This window comes from Kluyvera huaxiensis (assembly GCF_040149365.1).
Classification (GTDB): domain Bacteria; phylum Pseudomonadota; class Gammaproteobacteria; order Enterobacterales; family Enterobacteriaceae; genus Kluyvera; species Kluyvera intermedia_A.
Genome location: NZ_JBEFLV010000003.1, coordinates 108,084 through 124,553 on the forward strand (window position 1 = coordinate 108,084; position 16,470 = coordinate 124,553).

Annotated in this window: 16 protein-coding genes; 5 read left to right on the forward strand and 11 right to left on the reverse strand. The window is 54.6% G+C overall.

Going from position 1 to position 16,470, the window contains the following annotated elements; translation table 11 throughout:
- Window positions 1-91 precede the first annotated feature (91 nt).
- The 7 genes from gpmA to modE all read right to left on the reverse strand — a co-directional run bounded on the left by gpmA (window position 92) and on the right by modE (window position 8,005).
- Window positions 92-844: a 2,3-diphosphoglycerate-dependent phosphoglycerate mutase gene (gene gpmA / locus ABOC97_RS04500; RefSeq protein WP_234503519.1), complete on the reverse strand. Its 753-nt coding sequence runs from the start codon at window positions 842-844 to the stop codon at window positions 92-94.
- Between the two features lie 298 nt (window positions 845-1,142).
- Complete coding sequence (gene galM / locus ABOC97_RS04505) at window positions 1,143-2,183, reverse strand: galactose-1-epimerase (RefSeq protein WP_349594529.1); 1,041 nt, start codon at window positions 2,181-2,183, stop codon at window positions 1,143-1,145.
- Window positions 2,177-3,325 (reverse strand): galactokinase, encoded by a 1,149-nt coding sequence (gene galK, locus ABOC97_RS04510; protein WP_349594532.1) that lies wholly within the window; start codon window positions 3,323-3,325, stop codon window positions 2,177-2,179. Before galK ends, galM begins: the two co-directional genes overlap by 7 nt.
- Before the next feature lie 2 nt (window positions 3,326-3,327).
- Window positions 3,328-4,374, reverse strand: a complete 1,047-nt coding sequence (gene galT / locus ABOC97_RS04515; protein WP_349594533.1) for a galactose-1-phosphate uridylyltransferase — start codon at window positions 4,372-4,374, stop codon at window positions 3,328-3,330.
- A 10-nt stretch (window positions 4,375-4,384) separates the two neighbouring features.
- On the reverse strand, window positions 4,385-5,401 hold the full coding sequence (gene galE / locus ABOC97_RS04520; RefSeq protein WP_349594536.1) for a UDP-glucose 4-epimerase GalE: 1,017 nt from the start codon (window positions 5,399-5,401) through the stop codon (window positions 4,385-4,387).
- Between the two features lie 278 nt (window positions 5,402-5,679).
- Window positions 5,680-7,149 (reverse strand): molybdate ABC transporter ATP-binding protein ModF, encoded by a 1,470-nt coding sequence (gene modF, locus ABOC97_RS04525; RefSeq protein ID WP_349594539.1) that lies wholly within the window; start codon window positions 7,147-7,149, stop codon window positions 5,680-5,682.
- A 67-nt stretch (window positions 7,150-7,216) separates the two neighbouring features.
- Window positions 7,217-8,005 carry a molybdenum-dependent transcriptional regulator gene (gene modE / locus ABOC97_RS04530; protein ID WP_349594542.1) on the reverse strand — a complete coding sequence of 263 codons (789 nt, stop codon included), beginning with the start codon at window positions 8,003-8,005 and terminating at the stop codon, window positions 7,217-7,219.
- A 130-nt stretch (window positions 8,006-8,135) separates the two neighbouring features.
- Between modE and ABOC97_RS04535 the strand changes: the two genes are divergently transcribed.
- The 4 genes from ABOC97_RS04535 (at window position 8,136) to modC (ending at window position 10,986) form a co-directional block, all read left to right on the forward strand.
- On the forward strand, window positions 8,136-8,285 hold the full coding sequence (locus ABOC97_RS04535) for an AcrZ family multidrug efflux pump-associated protein (RefSeq protein WP_234503506.1): 150 nt from the start codon (window positions 8,136-8,138) through the stop codon (window positions 8,283-8,285).
- A gap of 176 nt (window positions 8,286-8,461) precedes the next feature.
- The gene (modA, locus tag ABOC97_RS04540) at window positions 8,462-9,235 is read left to right on the forward strand and encodes a molybdate ABC transporter substrate-binding protein (RefSeq protein ID WP_234503504.1); all 774 of its coding nucleotides are present in this window, start codon (window positions 8,462-8,464) and stop codon (window positions 9,233-9,235) included.
- Window positions 9,235-9,924 carry a molybdate ABC transporter permease subunit gene (modB, locus tag ABOC97_RS04545; RefSeq protein WP_349594546.1) on the forward strand — a complete coding sequence of 230 codons (690 nt, stop codon included), beginning with the start codon at window positions 9,235-9,237 and terminating at the stop codon, window positions 9,922-9,924. Before modA ends, modB begins: the two co-directional genes overlap by 1 nt.
- A 3-nt stretch (window positions 9,925-9,927) precedes the next feature.
- Window positions 9,928-10,986 (forward strand): molybdenum ABC transporter ATP-binding protein ModC, encoded by a 1,059-nt coding sequence (gene modC, locus ABOC97_RS04550; RefSeq protein WP_349594549.1) that lies wholly within the window; start codon window positions 9,928-9,930, stop codon window positions 10,984-10,986.
- Here modC and ABOC97_RS04555 read toward each other — a convergent pair whose 3' ends face one another.
- Window positions 10,987-11,805 (reverse strand): pyridoxal phosphatase, encoded by an 819-nt coding sequence (locus tag ABOC97_RS04555; protein ID WP_349594552.1) that lies wholly within the window; start codon window positions 11,803-11,805, stop codon window positions 10,987-10,989. It lies immediately after the preceding gene.
- Window positions 11,806-11,935: 130 nt separating this feature from the next.
- Here ABOC97_RS04555 and pgl point away from each other — a divergent pair, with 130 nt between their 5' ends.
- Complete coding sequence (gene pgl / locus ABOC97_RS04560; protein ID WP_349594555.1) at window positions 11,936-12,931, forward strand: 6-phosphogluconolactonase; 996 nt, start codon at window positions 11,936-11,938, stop codon at window positions 12,929-12,931.
- A gap of 107 nt (window positions 12,932-13,038) precedes the next feature.
- Here pgl and ABOC97_RS04565 read toward each other — a convergent pair whose 3' ends face one another.
- The 3 genes from ABOC97_RS04565 to ABOC97_RS04575 form a co-directional block, all read right to left on the reverse strand.
- Complete coding sequence (locus ABOC97_RS04565; RefSeq protein ID WP_349594558.1) at window positions 13,039-14,322, reverse strand: putative acyl-CoA thioester hydrolase; 1,284 nt, start codon at window positions 14,320-14,322, stop codon at window positions 13,039-13,041.
- Window positions 14,323-14,539: 217 nt separating this feature from the next.
- Window positions 14,540-15,097, reverse strand: a complete 558-nt coding sequence (locus ABOC97_RS04570; RefSeq protein WP_349594949.1) for an MltR family transcriptional regulator — start codon at window positions 15,095-15,097, stop codon at window positions 14,540-14,542.
- Between the two features lie 163 nt (window positions 15,098-15,260).
- A complete protein-coding gene (locus ABOC97_RS04575; RefSeq protein WP_349594561.1) occupies window positions 15,261-16,418 on the reverse strand; it encodes a mannitol-1-phosphate 5-dehydrogenase in 1,158 nt (385 codons plus the stop codon).
- Window positions 16,419-16,470 lie beyond the last annotated feature (52 nt).

The window sequence follows — 16,470 nt, forward strand, 5'->3', positions numbered from 1 at the left end:
CTATCCGGACAGGCGTCGCGCCGCCGGGTAGTCCGCAATAAAAAAAAGCGTGGAGGAATCCACGCTTTTTCTGTTTTAACCGGGGGTAAAATTACTTCGCTTTACCTTGGTTAGCTACCGCTGCTGCTTTCGCTGCGATTTCGTCAGCGTTGCCCAGATAGTAGTGTTTGATAGGTTTGAAGTTCTCGTCGAACTCATAAACCAGCGGTACGCCGGTCGGGATGTTCAGTTCGAGGATTTCATCTTCACCCATGTTGTCCAGGTATTTCACCAGCGCACGCAGGGAGTTACCGTGAGCCGCGATGATCACGCGCTCACCGCTTTTCAGGCGTGGCAGAATGGTTTCATTCCAGTAAGGCACCACGCGGTCGATGGTCAGTGCCAGGCTCTCGGTCGTTGGCAGCTCTTTATCAGTCAGTTTTGCATAACGCGGGTCATGACCTGGGAAACGCTCGTCGTCTTTGGTCAGCTCTGGTGGAGTCACTGCGAAGCCGCGACGCCATTGTTTAACCTGCTCGTCACCGTATTTCTCAGCGGTTTCTGCTTTGTTCAGACCCTGCAGCGCGCCGTAGTGACGTTCGTTCAGTTTCCAGGATTTCTCAACCGGCAGCCAGGCCTGATCCAGTTCATCCAGCACGTTCCACAAAGTGTGGATGGCACGTTTCAGCACGGAGGTATAAGCAAAATCGAAGCTGAAGCCTTCAGCCTTCAGCAGTTTGCCTGCCGCTTTTGCTTCGCTAACGCCTTTCTCAGACAGATCAACGTCGTACCAACCGGTGAAACGGTTTTCGTTGTTCCACTGACTTTCACCGTGACGAACCAGTACCAGCTTAGTTACAGCCATACTCTCACTCCTCAAGCTTTATTGAATGATAACAATTCTCATTATATTGCTGTGATCGTCTCAGCAGCAACGCTTATGCATAACCATAGCGAAAATAGTGCCCCAGTGTAAGGCGCATGTGAACTCAGCGTTATTATTTTGTCTTTGCGTGGCGTTAATTTCAGCGATATGGCGAAAAGATCGGCGAGGGAGAGAAGGCAATGGCGCTAACGTTCAGACAAGGGACAGAGATTGGTCCTGGAATAGGGCGGAATAAAGACCCCCGGCGTCGCGTTGCTCAGCCGGGAGATTTTGTATTTTACCGCGCGATAAACTGATATTCAGTCAGGCTCACGTACTCTTCACCCGGGCGCAGCACGCAGTCAGGCTGCGGCCATTCCGGATGATTAGGGCTATCCGGCAGGAACTCACTCTCCAGCGCCAGGCCCTGCCAGGCCGCATACGGCTGGTTTGTCCTGGATAAGGTACCGTCGAGATAGTTGCCTGAATAGAACTGGATAGCCGGGGCCGAAGTATAAACCGCCATCTGCAGTTTCTTATCCTGCGACCAGACGTTGGCAACCACCTGGGTTGCATCGCCCTGGGCCTGGAGCAGAAATGCATGATCGTAACCTTTCACCTTCTGCTGATCGGCGTCGCTTAAGAAATCCTGGGCCACGGTTTTAGGTTCACGGAAATCGAAGCTGGTGTTGGCTACGTCTTTCAAGCCTTCATGCGGAATGCCGCTGGAGTCAACCGGCAAGTAAGCATCTGCCAGCAACTGCAACGTATGGTGACGCACGTCGGTCTGCGCCCCGTCGAGGTTGAAGTAGACGTGGTTGGTCAGGTTCACCGGGCACGCTTTATCAACTGTCGCACGGTACTCAATTGAAATACGGTTATCGTCGGTCAAACGATAGGTTGCCGTGGCCTGCAACGTGCCAGGGAAGCCCTGATCGCCATCTTCTGAGGTAAGGGTAAACACGACCTCGGTCGGATTCTGCGAGGCAATCGCCCAGCGGCGTTTATCAAACCCATTCGGGCCGCCGTGCAGTTGGTGCTCACCCTGGCTTGGCGCTACGTTGACCGTTTTACCGTCCAGCGTAAAACGGCTGTTGGCGATACGGTTAGCATAACGACCAATCGATGCGCCAAGGAATGCGGCTTGCTCGGTGTATTGCTCAGGCGATGCGCAGCCCAGTAATGCCTCACGAACGCTACCATCTGGCAGCGGGATACGTGTCGACAGCAGCGTGGCACCCCAGTCCATTAAGGTGACGACCACGTTATGGGCGTTGCGTAACGTAATCAGTTGATATGGCTGGCCATCTGAAGCCAGCGCAGAGGATTGAGTTAGCACTGGCCGGCTCCTTGTGATGCTTTGCACACGTAGAACGTCTCTTTAATACCTGTTTTCGCTTCGTACTGCTCGGCCACCGCTTGCTGCACCGCTGGAACCAGCGCTTCAGGGATCAGCGCGACAATACAACCACCGAAACCGCCGCCGGTCATACGCACGCCGCCTTTATCGCCAATGGTCGCTTTCACAATCTCCACCAGGGTGTCAATTTGCGGGACGGTAATTTCGAAGTCATCACGCATAGAAGCGTGTGATTCCGCCATCAGTTGGCCCATACGCAGTAAATCGCCTTTCTCCAGTGCTGACGCTGCTTCGACGGTACGGGTGTTTTCAGTCAGCACGTGGCGGACGCGTTTGGCGACGATAGGATCCAACTGATGGGCGACGGCGTTAAACTGCTCAATAGTGACGTCGCGCAGCGCAGGTTGCTGGAAGAAACGCGCACCGGTTTCACACTGTTCGCGGCGGGTGTTGTACTCGCTGCCGACCAGGGTACGTTTAAAGTTACTGTTGATAATCACCACCGCCACGCCTTCCGGCATGGAAACGGCTTTGGTATCTAAAGAACGGCAGTCGATCAGCAGCGCATGGTCTTTTTTACCCAATGCTGAAATCAGCTGATCCATGATGCCGCAGTTACAGCCGACAAACTGGTTTTCCGCTTCCTGGCCGTTCAGGGCAATCTGCGCACCGTCAAGTGGCAGCTGATACAGCTGCTGGAAGACGGTACCGACAGCCACTTCCAGCGACGCCGAGGAACTTAATCCCGCGCCCTGCGGTACGTTACCGCTGATAACCAGGTCTGCACCGCCAAACGCGCTATTGCGTTTTTGCAGATGTTTCACCACACCGCGCACGTAATTGGACCACTGCTGGGTGTCATGAGCGACGATAGGGGCATCGAGCGAAAATTCGTCAATCTGGTTGTCGTAATCAGCGGCGATGACGCGAACCTGGCGGTCACTGCGCGGAGAACAGCTGATTACGGTCTGGTAATCGATAGCGCACGGCAGTACAAAGCCATCGTTGTAGTCGGTGTGCTCGCCGATCAGGTTGACGCGGCCCGGAGCCTGAATCACGTGGGTGGCAGGGTAGCCAAATTTTTCAGCAAACAGGGTTTGTGTTTTATCTTTCAGACTCATTGTTATTCTCCGGATTCGCGAAAATGGACGTCGCTGACCGCGCGCAGGCGCTCAGCCGCTTGTTCTGCCGTCAGGTCACGCTGGGTCTCTGCCAGCATTTCGTACCCAACCATAAATTTACGCACGGTAGCGGATCGCAGCAGCGGCGGATAGAAGTGCGCATGCAACTGCCAATGTGCGTTCTCTTCGCCGTTGAACGGTGCGCCGTGCCAGCCCATGGAATAAGGGAATGAGCACTGGAACAGGTTGTCGTAACGGCTGGTTAATTTCTTCAATGCCAGCGCCAAATCGTCGCGCTGAGCATCGGTTAAGTCGGTGATGCGCAGCACGTGAGTCTTCGGCAGCAGCAGAGTTTCAAACGGCCAGGCCGCCCAGTAAGGCACCACGGCTAACCAATGCTCGGTTTCCACCACGGTACGGCTGCCATCGGCAAGCTCGCGGTTGACGTAGTCCATCAGCATTGGTGTACGGTGTTCGACGTAGTACTCGCGCATCAGGCGGTCTTCACGCTCAATTTCATTGGGCAGGAAGCTGTTGGCCCAAACCTGGCCGTGCGGATGCGGGTTAGAGCAACCCATCGCCGCGCCCTTGTTTTCAAAGACCTGTACCCATGGGTATTTTTGGCCCAGTTCAGCGGTCTGCTGTTGCCAGGTTTGAACCACCGATTGCAATGCGCTAAGGCTCAACTCCGGCAGCGTTTTGCTGTGATCCGGCGAGAAGCAGATAACCCGACTGGTGCCGCGTGCGCTCTGGCAGCGCATCAGCGGATCGTCGCTTTCCGGTGCATCCGGCGTGTCGGTCATCAGTGCGGCAAAATCGTTGGTAAAGACGTAAGTGCTGGTGTAGTCGGGATTTTTATCGCCCGTCACCCGAGTATTACCCGGGCATAAAAAGCAATCCGGATCGTGCTTGGGCAGCGTTTGTTTTGCTGGTGTCTCTTGCGCCCCTTGCCATGGGCGCTTTGCACGATGCGGTGAAACGAGGATCCACTGGCCGGTTAATGGATTAAAACGGCGATGTGGATGGTCGACGGGGTTAAATTGTGTCATCACAAAATCCTTAGTCTGGATAGCCCTGAGGGTGACGGGACTGCCAGTTCCAGGTGTCCTGCGCCATCTCATCAAGATTACGGGTTACGTGCCAGTTGAGCTCTTTATCGGCTTTGCTGGCATCGGCCCAGTAGGCCGGGAGATCGCCATCGCGACGCGGTGCGAAGTGGTAGTTAACCGGTTTGCCACAGGCTTTGCTGAACGCATTGACCACATCAAGCACGCTGCTGCCGACGCCTGCGCCGAGGTTGTAAATGTGGACACCCGCTTTATTCGCCAGTTTCTCCATCGCCGCAACGTGGCCATCGGCCAAATCCATCACGTGGATATAGTCGCGCACGCCGGTGCCATCTGGAGTTGGGTAGTCGTTACCAAAAATTGCCAGCGATTCACGACGGCCCACCGCCACCTGTGCGATATAAGGCATTAGGTTATTCGGGATGCCCTGTGGATCTTCGCCCATATCGCCGGACTGATGTGCGCCAACCGGGTTGAAGTAGCGCAGCAGCGCGATGCTCCAGTCTGGCTGTGCTTTTTGCAGGTCAGTCAGGATTTGCTCCACCATCAGTTTGCTTTTGCCGTATGGGCTTTGCGGTGTACCGGTAGGGAAGCTTTCGACGTAAGGGATTTTCGGCTGGTCGCCATAGACCGTTGCAGAAGAGCTGAAAATGAAGTTTTTGACGTTGGCTGCGCGCATGGCGGCAATCAGACGCAGGGTACCGTTGACGTTGTTGTCATAGTACTCCAGCGGTTTTTGTACCGACTCGCCAACGGCTTTTAGGCCAGCAAAGTGGATCACCGCTTCAATGGCATTTTCACGCAGGATCTCGGTGAGTAGCGCTTCGTTACGGATATCGCCTTCGACGAAGGTCGCCTGCTTACCGCTTAAACGCGCAATAACCGGCAGGACGCTGCGTTTACTGTTGCACAGGTTGTCGAGGATGAAGACGTCATGACCTTGTTGCAGCAGTTGTACACATGTGTGACTTCCAATGTAACCGCTACCACCTGTAACCAATACTTTCATTTTTAGCTCCGTTCAGCTTATGGTATGGAATAACCTTAGCATAACAGAGAAGCCAAAAGTGTGACATGGGCTATATTAGTGGAATCGTTTACACTGGCAATATAAGTGTAACCTGCCGCAGAATTTGCATTGTAAATCAAAGGCGCTATCGCTGTATTGTGTACATAATCCGAAAATCGGTAGGGACGAGGGGATTGCCAAAAGCGTTATGTTTGCTGGGTTACATTGATGCGCATTATCAAGAACCGGGGCGCATAGTACGCCCCGGAGAAAACCGGTTATCTCGGACCAATCTCGTAGCGATATCCCTCGCCCTCTGCCACAAACTCCAGCCGGTGGGTAATGCACTCCGGCGCATCTTCGGCATGATGGGAAACAAACAGCAGCTGTGTCTTGCCTTCGCTAATCAGCACATCAATGAAACGGCGTACTACCTGACGATTCAGCGGGTCCAGCCCCTGTAACGGCTCGTCAAGAATCAGCAGCGTCGGGTGTTTCACCAGCGCACGAACAATCAGCGCCAAACGCTGCTGCCCCCACGACAGACCGTGGAACGGAGCATCGGCAGTGCGCGCATCCATGCCGAGAATGTGCAGCCACTCATCGACCAATTTGCGCTGTTTATCAGAAACCGCCTGATAAATCCCGATGGAGTCGAAGTAGCCTGAGAGGATAACGTTGCGCACATTGGTGCTCACCCGGTAATCCAAATGCAGGCTGCTGCTGACGTAGCCAATGTGTTTTTTGATATCCCAGATGGTTTCCCCGCTGCCGCGACGGCGGCCAAACAGGGTCAGATCGTTGCTATATCCCTGCGGATGATCGCCGGTGACGAGGCTTAACAGCGTCGATTTCCCCGCACCGTTCGGGCCGACAATCTGCCAGTGTTCATCGGGCGCGACCGTCCAGCTAAGGTGATTGATTATCGGACGATCGTTATAGGACACCACGCCATCGTTGAGCACAATACGCGGTTGGTCGTCGGGCAGAGAGAGGCGTGCCGACGGCGCATCCGGATCGGGTAGCGTCATGTGGTCGAGCTTTTCGCTGTGTGCCAGCTGCGCTATCAGCGTTTGCGCCAGCAGCGCTTGGGTTTCGCCGATTTCTGCTAACGTACAGTCCGCCAGCACGCCGGCAAAAGGCACAAAGTCAGGAATGTCGTCAAAGCGGTTGAGCACCAAAACCAGGGTATAGCCCGCTTCATGGAGGGTCGCCAGATGATCCGCCAACTGGCGGCGCGAGGCGATATCGAGGCCATCAAAAGGCTCATCGAGAATCAACAGGTCGGGCTGCGCCATCAGCGCCTGACAGAGTAAGGTTTTGCGGGTTTCGCCGGTGGAAAGGTATTTGAATCGGCGTTCGAGCAGATGACCGATGCCAAACTGCTCAGCAAGCGTCGCGCACAGCGCCGGATCTTTGACTTCATCCTGGATAATTTGCGCGGCGGTACGGCCGGTATCTTCCTCGCCAGGGCTTAACATATCCGTATTGTTGCGCTGCCACTCATCGCTAACCAGCTTTTGTAGCTGTTCGAAGGAGAGGCGAGTGACGCGCGTGAAATCGCCTTTGCGGTTGCCGGAAAGTAGCGTCAGTTCGCCCGAAAGCGCGCGTGCGAGTGCAGATTTACCGCTGCCGTTGCTGCCGACAAATGCCCAGCTCTCCCCGGCGCGGAGGGTCAATTGCTCAATTTTTAACGTTTTTGTGTCGCTAAGACGAAACGTGCCTTGCGATATTTGCAATGATGACATGATGTATCCCATTTTTTGCAGCGATATGCATCAGGGATACGTCTTCAGGCGCGTAATGTCAATGCCATCAGCACAACGTGGCGACAATGATTCTGTCGGCATTAAAGAATGCTATGACGTCAGCACCTTCCTCTAGCGTTTCGGCATCGGTGAGCGGCAGGGTGGCGCATAGGGTTTGCCCGTCCGGCAGCGCCATCAGCACTTCACACTGCTCATCGCCGCGCTGGATATGGCTGATGCGACAGGCGAGCTGGTTGTCGGCTTCGGCAGCGACGGATGGGTCGCACGTGACGTTAACCCACGGCGCTTTTAACAGCACCAGCACTTCTTTGCCTTCATCCAGAGCAAGGCGCTCGCCGCTCTGGGCGGTAATCGCCACTTTCAGACGCGTGGTACCGTCGGCCAGTAGAATATCGACGTGCTGCTGTACCTGCTGGTGGTCGCGCTGGGTGACTGTACCAAACCACTGGTTACGGGCGCTGGTTTGCAGCGAGAAGCGTGAGATAGCGGCCAGCAGGCTATCCAGCGGCAGCGCATCGTCATCGCTCAGCACGTCAAAGGCTTTTTGCTGGATTTGTGCCAGCAGATCGTAGAGCTGAATCAGGCGCTGGCCGTAGCGGGTCAACACCGCGCCGCCGCCGCCTTTACCGCCGGTAGCGCGGTCAACCAGCGACTGCTCGCTGAGCTGATTCATTTCATTAATGGCGTCCCAGGCGCTCTTATAGCTGATGCCCGCATTTTTCGCTCCCTGGCTGATAGAGCCAGTCTGTGCTATTTGTTTGAGGAGTGAAATGCGGCGCGGATCGGCAAACAGGCGCTGCTGAAGCTTGAGGGTAAGAAGGATTTCGGCCTGCATAAGAGTATCCTGGCAAGAAAAAGGGTATTTTGACCCAAATGGCGGATTCCGCAAAGCGCACAGCACAAAAGGGAGTGTATTTCTGCGCTATCCGGTTACAATAGCCGCATCACAATGTCTGGAGTAAACCATGTTAGAGCTGTTGAAAAGTCTGGTATTTGCCGTAATCATGGTACCCGTAGTGATGGCTATCATCCTGGGGTTGATTTACGGTCTGGGTGAAGTGTTTAACATCTTCTCCGGCGTCGGTCACAAAGATCGCGGCCAGCAAAACCACTGATTTCCCCAAAACGCCCGCTTCTGTCGGGCGTTTTGCTATTAAGCATTTCACACTTCTGCCGATAACTCCCTGTAATACCCACAATCATTCATGTATCTGTAATGCATTAATGCCAGAAAACCCCTATACTCAGCGCTGTATTTTTCAGTATACAACGGCACTCACAGGAGTTTTAAATGACAGGTTCATGGTTACGTTTATTTGCAGGGGCGACATTAACGCTTTCCGTCGCAGGTCACGCGCTGGCGGATGAAGCCAAAATTACCGTATTTGCCGCCGCGTCGCTGACCAACGCGATGCAGGATATTGCCAAAGAGTACAAAAAAGAGAAGAACGTTGAGGTTGTCTCCTCTTTTGCTTCTTCTTCTACGCTGGCTCGCCAGATTGAAGCGGGTGCACCAGCCGATCTGTTTATCTCCGCGGATCAAAAATGGATGGACTACGCGGTTGATAAAAAAGCTATCGATACCGCAACCCGCGAAACGCTGCTGGGCAACAGTCTGGTCGTCGTAGCACCAAAAGCCAGCGCACAGGGTGATATCACCATTGATGCGAAAACCAACTGGACCAGCCTGCTGAAAGGCGGCCGTTTGGCCGTTGGCGACCCGGAACACGTTCCTGCGGGTATTTACGCCAAAGAAGCGCTGCAGAAACTCGGTGCCTGGGAAACGCTGTCACCAAAACTGGCACCGGCGGAAGATGTTCGCGGCGCACTGGCGCTGGTCGAACGTAATGAAGCGCCGCTGGGCATTGTTTACGGCTCTGACGCCGTCGCCAGCAAAGGTGTTAAAGTTGTCGGGACTTTCCCGGAAGACTCGCACAAGAAAGTGGAATACCCGATAGCCATCACCGATGGCCATAAAAATGCAACCGTCTCGGCGTTTTATGACTACCTGAAAGGGCCGCAGGCGTCTGAAATCTTTAAACGTTACGGATTCACGACTCGCTAATGATATTGTCCGATCCCGAATGGCAAGCGGTTCTGCTGAGCCTTAAAGTGTCATCCCTGGCCGTGGTGTTCAGCCTGCCGTTTGGGATCTTCTTTGCCTGGTTGCTGGTACGCCGCAACTTCCCCGGTAAGGCGCTGCTCGACGGCCTTATCCATCTGCCGCTGGTGTTACCGCCGGTGGTGGTCGGTTATTTGTTGCTGGTCGCAATGGGGCGTCGTGGTTTTATTGGCAGCTGGCTGTATGACTGGTTTGGCCTGACCTTTGCCTTTAGCTGGCGCGGTGCGGTGATGGCTGCGGCGGTGATGTCTTTCCCGTTGATGGTCAGGGCCATTCGCCTGGCGCTGGAAGGCGTTGACGTTAAGCTCGAGCAGGCCGCTCGTACGCTCGGCGCGGGGCGCTGGCGGGTGTTTTGCACCATTACGCTCCCGCTGATGCTGCCCGGTATTATCGTCGGAACGGTGCTGGCTTTTGCCCGTTCACTAGGCGAATTCGGCGCGACCATTACGTTTGTCTCTAATATTCCCGGCGAGACCCGCACGATCCCATCTGCCATGTACACCTTGATTCAGACTCCTGGCGGTGAAAGCGCAGCGGCGCGTCTGTGCCTGATTTCTATCGTCCTTGCGCTGATTTCCTTGATGATTTCTGAATGGCTGGCCCGCATTAGCCGCCAGCGGATAGGAGCGTAACCGATGCTGGAGCTGAACTTTAGCCAGACGCTGGGCGCACACTGTCTGCAAATTAATGAATCCCTGCCAGCCTCCGGGATCACCGCCGTGTTTGGCGTCTCGGGTGCGGGTAAAACCTCGCTCATCAACGCGATTAGCGGCCTGACGCAACCGCAGCATGGGCGTATTGTCCTCAATGGTCGGGTGCTGAACGATACGGAGCAGGGCGTGAGTCTGGCGCCGGAGAAGCGGCGTATTGGCTATGTTTTCCAGGATGCTCGACTCTTTCCGCACTATAAAGTACGCGGGAATCTGCGCTACGGTATGGCGAAAAGCATGGCCGATCAGTTTGATAAGCTAGTGTCGCTGCTCGGTATTGAAGCGCTGCTCGATCGTCTACCCGGCAGTCTTTCCGGCGGCGAAAAACAGCGCGTTGCCATTGGCCGGGCGCTGCTTACTGCCCCGGAACTGTTGTTATTAGACGAGCCGCTGGCGTCACTTGATATTCCGCGTAAACGTGAGCTGCTGCCATACCTGCAACGGCTGGCGCGCGAAATAAACATTCCAATGCTTTACGTCAGCCACTCGTTGGATGAGATCCTGCATCTGGCGGACAAAGTACTGGTGCTGGAAGGCGGACAGGTCAAAGCCTTTGGTAATCTGGAAGAAGTGTGGGGCAGCAGCGTGATGCATCCGTGGCTGCCACAGGATCAGCAAAGCAGCATTCTGCGCGTGACGGTGCTGGAACATCACCCGCACTATGCGATGACCGCGCTGGCTCTAGGTGATCAGCATATCTGGGTGAATAAACTCGATAAACCGCTGCAAAGCGCGGTGCGGGTGCGTATTCAGGCAACCGACGTGTCGCTGGTGCTCCAGCCCTCGCAGCACACCAGTATCCGTAACGTCCTGCACGCCAAAGTCCTGCAGTGTTATGACGATAACGGCCAGGTTGAAGTGCAGCTAGACGTCAGCGGACGTACGCTGTGGGCGCGAATCAGCCCATGGGCAAGAGATGACCTGGCGGTGAAACCAGGTCAATGGCTCTATGCGCAGATAAAGAGCGTCTCGATAACCGCCTGATTACAGCAGGTGCTGGTTGATATAGTCGGCGATGGCATCGGTGGTGTTATCGCCGATGACGACATTAGCGCGGGCTTTTACTGCGTCATCGGCATTGCCCATCGCCACGCCGGTTCCGGCAGCTTCCAGCATACTGATATCGTTAAAGTTGTCGCCGAAGGCAATCACATCCTGCATCGACCAGCCCTGGGCGGTGACAAACTGCGTCAGACGCTTACCCTTGCTGTTACCCTGACGGGCGATATCTACCTGATCGTGCCAGGACCATTCGCACTCCAGCTGCAGCGTCTGCTCAACGTGTTTGGCGAAATCCTGCAGTCTCTGGCCATCTTCATCGGTGAGGGCGAATTTCCACACGTTTTTGACGTCACGCGCGGCCTGAGCCAGGGAATCGACCTGGGTAAAGGATGGGCGTTGGTCTTCCGGCAGAGTCAGCGCCCAGTTGCTGGTACGGGTGACGTGCCCGGTGGGATGCTGGTACATCATGGTATCGTCGACGTACATCAGTCCGTGAATCTGATGCTCATCAAGCAAACTGATTAACTGCTGGGCTTTTTCTACCGGCATTGGATCGGCGTTCAGTATTTTTTTTGCTTGATAATCATACAAATAGGTGCCATTACAACAAATTGCAGGTGTATCTAACGCCAGTGCCTGATAAAAAGGATGAATGGCAACGTGGTGACGACCGGTCACAATCATTAATTGGTACCCCGCGGCCCGGGCTCGATTCAGCGCTTCCAGAGAAGAGGGGAGCAGAGTTTTCTTTGGCGTCAGGAGCGTTCCGTCCAGATCCAGGGCAATTACACGTGCAGTCATAGTCAGGTCTCGAGTTTAAGAGAAAATTCGCTGTGCAGGATGGTACACCCAGATACCTGTGCGGCAAAATGGTGTGAAGCCGGCGACGAAAAGCCGCCGCAAATTCTACGTTTTCGTAAAAGGAGTATTCATGAAACAGACCGTTTATACCGCCAGCCCGGAAAGCCAGCAGATCCACGTCTGGACGCTGAACCACGACGGCAGCCTGACGCTGGTGCAGGTGGTGGATGTTCCCGGCCAGGTACAGCCAATGGTTGTCAGCCCCGATAAACGCTTTCTGTATGTAGGCGTGCGCCCGGAATTCCGCGTGCTGGCCTACCGTATCGCTCCGGATGACGGTGCGCTGACCTTTGCCGCCGAAGCGCCGCTGCCGGGCAGCCCAACCCATATCTCTACCGACCGTAAAGGCAACTTCGTATTCAGCGCCTCTTATAACCAAGCGAACGTGAGCGTTATCCGTCTGGAAGATGGTTTACCGCGCGATACCGTCACCGTGGTGGAAGGTCTGGATGGTTGCCACTCGGCCAACATTTCTCCGGATAACCGCACTCTGTGGGTTCCGGCGCTGAAGCAGGACCGTATTTGTTTATTCACCCTGAGCGACGATGGATTCCTGGCCGAGCAGTGCCCGGCGGAAGTTACCACCGTAGAAGGGGCTGGCCCGCGCCATCTGGTGTTCCATCCGAACGAACAGTACGCCTACTGCGTCAATGAGCTCAACGGCACCGTAAACGTCTGGGAGCTTAAAAATCCACACGGTGAAATTGAGTGCGTACAGACGCTGGATATGATGCCGGCCGATTTCTCCGACACCCGCTGGGCGGCAGATATTCACATTACGCCGGATGGCCGTCATCTGTATGCCTGCGACCGAACTTCCAGCCTGATCACGGTATTCAGCGTTTCGGAAGACGGCAGCGTTCTGTCGCTGGAGGGCTTCCAGCCGACCGAAACCCAGCCGCGTGGCTTTAACATCGATCACAGCGGTAAATATCTGGTGGCCTCCGGTCAGAAATCTCACCATATCGCGGTGTATGAAATTGCCGGTGAGCAGGGGCTGCTGCAGGAGAAAGGGCGTTATGCGGTAGGACAGGGGCCAATGTGGGTGGTGGTTAACGCGCATTGATTTGCCGATTGATACGGAGTTGACAAAGCCTATTGGCTTTCCCCGTTTTGCACAGTGCTAATAAAAAAGGCCCATGATTTCATGGGCCTTTTAGCTTTACAGCGAGATTACTTCTTCGGTTCAGCCACGATGTGACTGCCAACACCGCGGTTGTTGTATTCCCACATGCGGTTGAAGTTGCGGTCATTCAGATCGCGTTTCAGCTGGCCTTTCTCATCCTGCGCGCCGGTATTGCCGCTGAACGGACGTTTTGATACCGCGGCATCAGCCCATGGTTTCGCCACGTTAAAGCCTTCGTTAATCACGCTGTCACGGATAACAACCTGGCCGTTGGTATTGCTGTCTACGTCCAGAGAACGACCGAGCTGCGCCACGCCTTCACCGGCTGCGGTGAAGCGGCTGTTGGTCGCCAGGAAACCGTAGAAAATGTTGGACTGGGTAGCCGGGGCAAACACGTAGCCTTCCTGCTGGGTGCGGGAGTTCACCACGCGGAAGTCGGTGTTGTCAAAGACCACGGCGCCGCGACCGGAGACGATATCTACATCGCCTTCGAGGTAGCTGTTGCTCACCAGCGTGCGGGTCTGACGATTGTTTTGCAGACGGTTATCAACGCCACTGTTGGTAACGAAGAAGGTATTCTGACGACCCAGAATGTTGACGTTATTCAGCTGGGTTTTGTCGCCATCGGTACGCAGTGCTACCGCCTGGTGCGTTCCAGCATCAACGCTGTCGCCCAGATTGTTTTCGATGGTCAGGTTCTGCAATTGCAGACCGCTATTTTGTGACCACACCACTGCAGAACACATTACGCCGATAGTCGCGCTACGCTTGCTCTGGCAGTTATCAAACATGTACCACGCCGGTTTGCCTGGCATGTATTTACCGCCTGGGTTCACCAGACGACGCCAGTCTGCTGGGCTCATCTCGGAGTCAACTGCCAGACCGATTTTCACGTCGACTGCTTTATCGCCGGTACCGTAAATCGTTACGCTACCCGGTGCCGCAGGAATATATACGGTGCCCTGATACTCGCCCGGCATAACCGCAATGTACTGACGTGCGCTGCTGTGGCGGGTAATGGCGGCATCAACCGCGGCCTGAACCGTCGTATGCGTTACGCCCTGAGTACCGGCAGGCCCAACCACGAAGTCAGCTTTCGCCGGAATAGCGATAGATGACGGTGTCCAGGCTGCGGCCTTAGGATCGAGCGATGAGAAATAATGCGCGGCGGTAAAGTTCTGCGCTTCATCTGCTGACAATACCGGACGGGAAGACGTTCCAGGTGCGGCCTGGTCAGACGGACGCTGATCCGCAGGCGTTGAGCTGCAAGCCGTCAGTGTCACGCCAAAAGCCAATGCCAGCGCCAGACGAGAAACCGATAAAGTGTTCATGTTGCTCCAGGCTAGTTAAGTGAATGTGAATCCTGTAAAAAAAGACTTTTTATACTAAGTTGAACGAAACGGGAAGATAAACTGGCAAAAAAATCACCTGTTTTTTTGGCAACTCAGGTATGGAGAAGAAAAGGAGGAGATTTCGGGCAAACAATAGCGGTAAATCAACGGCCTCATAAAGCCGTAGCGAGGTGGCCCTGCATTTTCTCATGGCCACCTAAAAGGCTTTTTTATGCGTCAGGCTGGTAATTAAATCGGTGATGCTGAGCACTAGCGTCGAGCGAACCATTTGCTGATAGCGTTGTTCCTGCATGGTAATCAGTGATTCATCAACCACATCCTCTGGCAAATGCAACGTAGGCTGCGGTGGTAGCGCCGTCATGCAGTGCAGCATGTTGATAGGCCCAAGGATTTCATCATCGGTAAAGCCGTAAATCTTATTCTCGGTCAGCAATTCGTTGTTGAGCGCAACCAGCAGTTCGATGTCTTCGTATTCATCGCGGCTAATAACGCCCATCGCGTAGATGAGCTTGAGACGTACCGAGAGGTTTGCCAACGGGCCGCTGCCTTCCAGCAACGGTTCCACCGCGTATTTGACGGCGTAGTCATCTTTGCGAAAGGCCTGAAGAATCAGCAGGTCTACGGCTTCGGCCAATAGTCCAACGGCGGTCTGAATAAAGCCGGTGAGCGTCTGGCGTGCATTAAGCCGTTCCAAAACGCGGTTTTCGACCGCCTGATTTTTATAAAGATCGGAGTCATCCATTGTGGTCATCATCGTGGTGTCATATTCCGTAGCGCGCGGCTTCTCTGGCGCCGGTGTCGCCGGACGATGTGTGTTTTCTTCGGGTTGCGCAGCTAAGCGCAGGCGATTGTGTTTCATCTTATCCTTCTTATTCTGGCGCTGCCGGTGTACGGCAGCGCCAACCTCTAAGGTGGCATCATGCCTTGCGTTGCATGGCGTTATACACATTCGCTATCTGGGCGACAAGTTTTGGCTGATCGTTAAGACCGCAAAGCTGAATAATGGTGTCAACCACGCCATTTTCGCGTAATAACGTCGCCATTTCTTGTGCCTGCGGGTCATTAAGGCTGCGATAGCTCAGCGCAGCGGCAATGCCCATCACCAGGTTTTCGTTGGGAAGACCATACTCCAAAGTCCCTCGCAGCGGCTTGATGAGACGATCGTTCTCGCTCAATTTGCGCAACGGTTGGCGGCCTACGCGTTCAACATCGTCATGCAAATAAGGGTTTTCAAAGCGGGCTAAAATCTTGTCGATATAGGCCGCATGTTGCGCCGGATCGAAGCCGTAGCGTTTAATCAGCACGTCACCACTTTCTGCCATAGCACTTTTCACCACCTGACGGATTGCCGGGTCGAGAATAGCGTCACGGATAGTCTGATGCCCTGCCAACTGGCCGAGATAGGCGGTGATGGCATGGCCGGTGTTAAGGGTAAACAGTTTACGCTCAATGTAGGCCATCAAATTGCTGGTTGGTTCCATTCCAGCAATATTCGGCAATTGCCCTTTGAACTGAGTGCTATCGACAATCCATTCGCTAAAGGTTTCCACCGTCACGTCCAGCGGATCGTCGTTCGCCGCCGCGCTTGGTGGGACAATACGGTCCACGGCGGAATCGACAAAACCGACATGCTCTTCAACCCATGCATGAATCTCGGCGGGAAGCGCCTTGAGCACATGATTTTTGAGCTGACTGGTGCCGCGCACCATGTTTTCACAGGCGATGATGTTCATCGGCTGCTGGTTGCCGCTGGCGTGGCGGGCTATCAGCCCCTGTGCCAGCGTGTTGGCGATTTTACTGAGCACCTGCGGGCCAACGGCGGTGGTAATCATATCGGCTTGCGCAATCTGTTGAATGGCATCCGGGCTGTTGCTATTAATCGCGCGGATATGGCTGACCTGTTCCACGCGCGCCTGTTCACCCACGACGTTGACCTGATAGTGCTGCTGGTGGGCCAACTGATCGATTAACGGTTGGTTGACGTCGGCAAAGGTTAATTCTGCCTGCGCATCGGCCAGCAGTTTGCCAATAAAGCCACGGCCAATATTCCCTGCGCCAAAATGAATTGCTTTCATAAATGTTACTCCGAAAAAGTCTATCCGTATCAGGGGGCGAATGGCCCCCGAA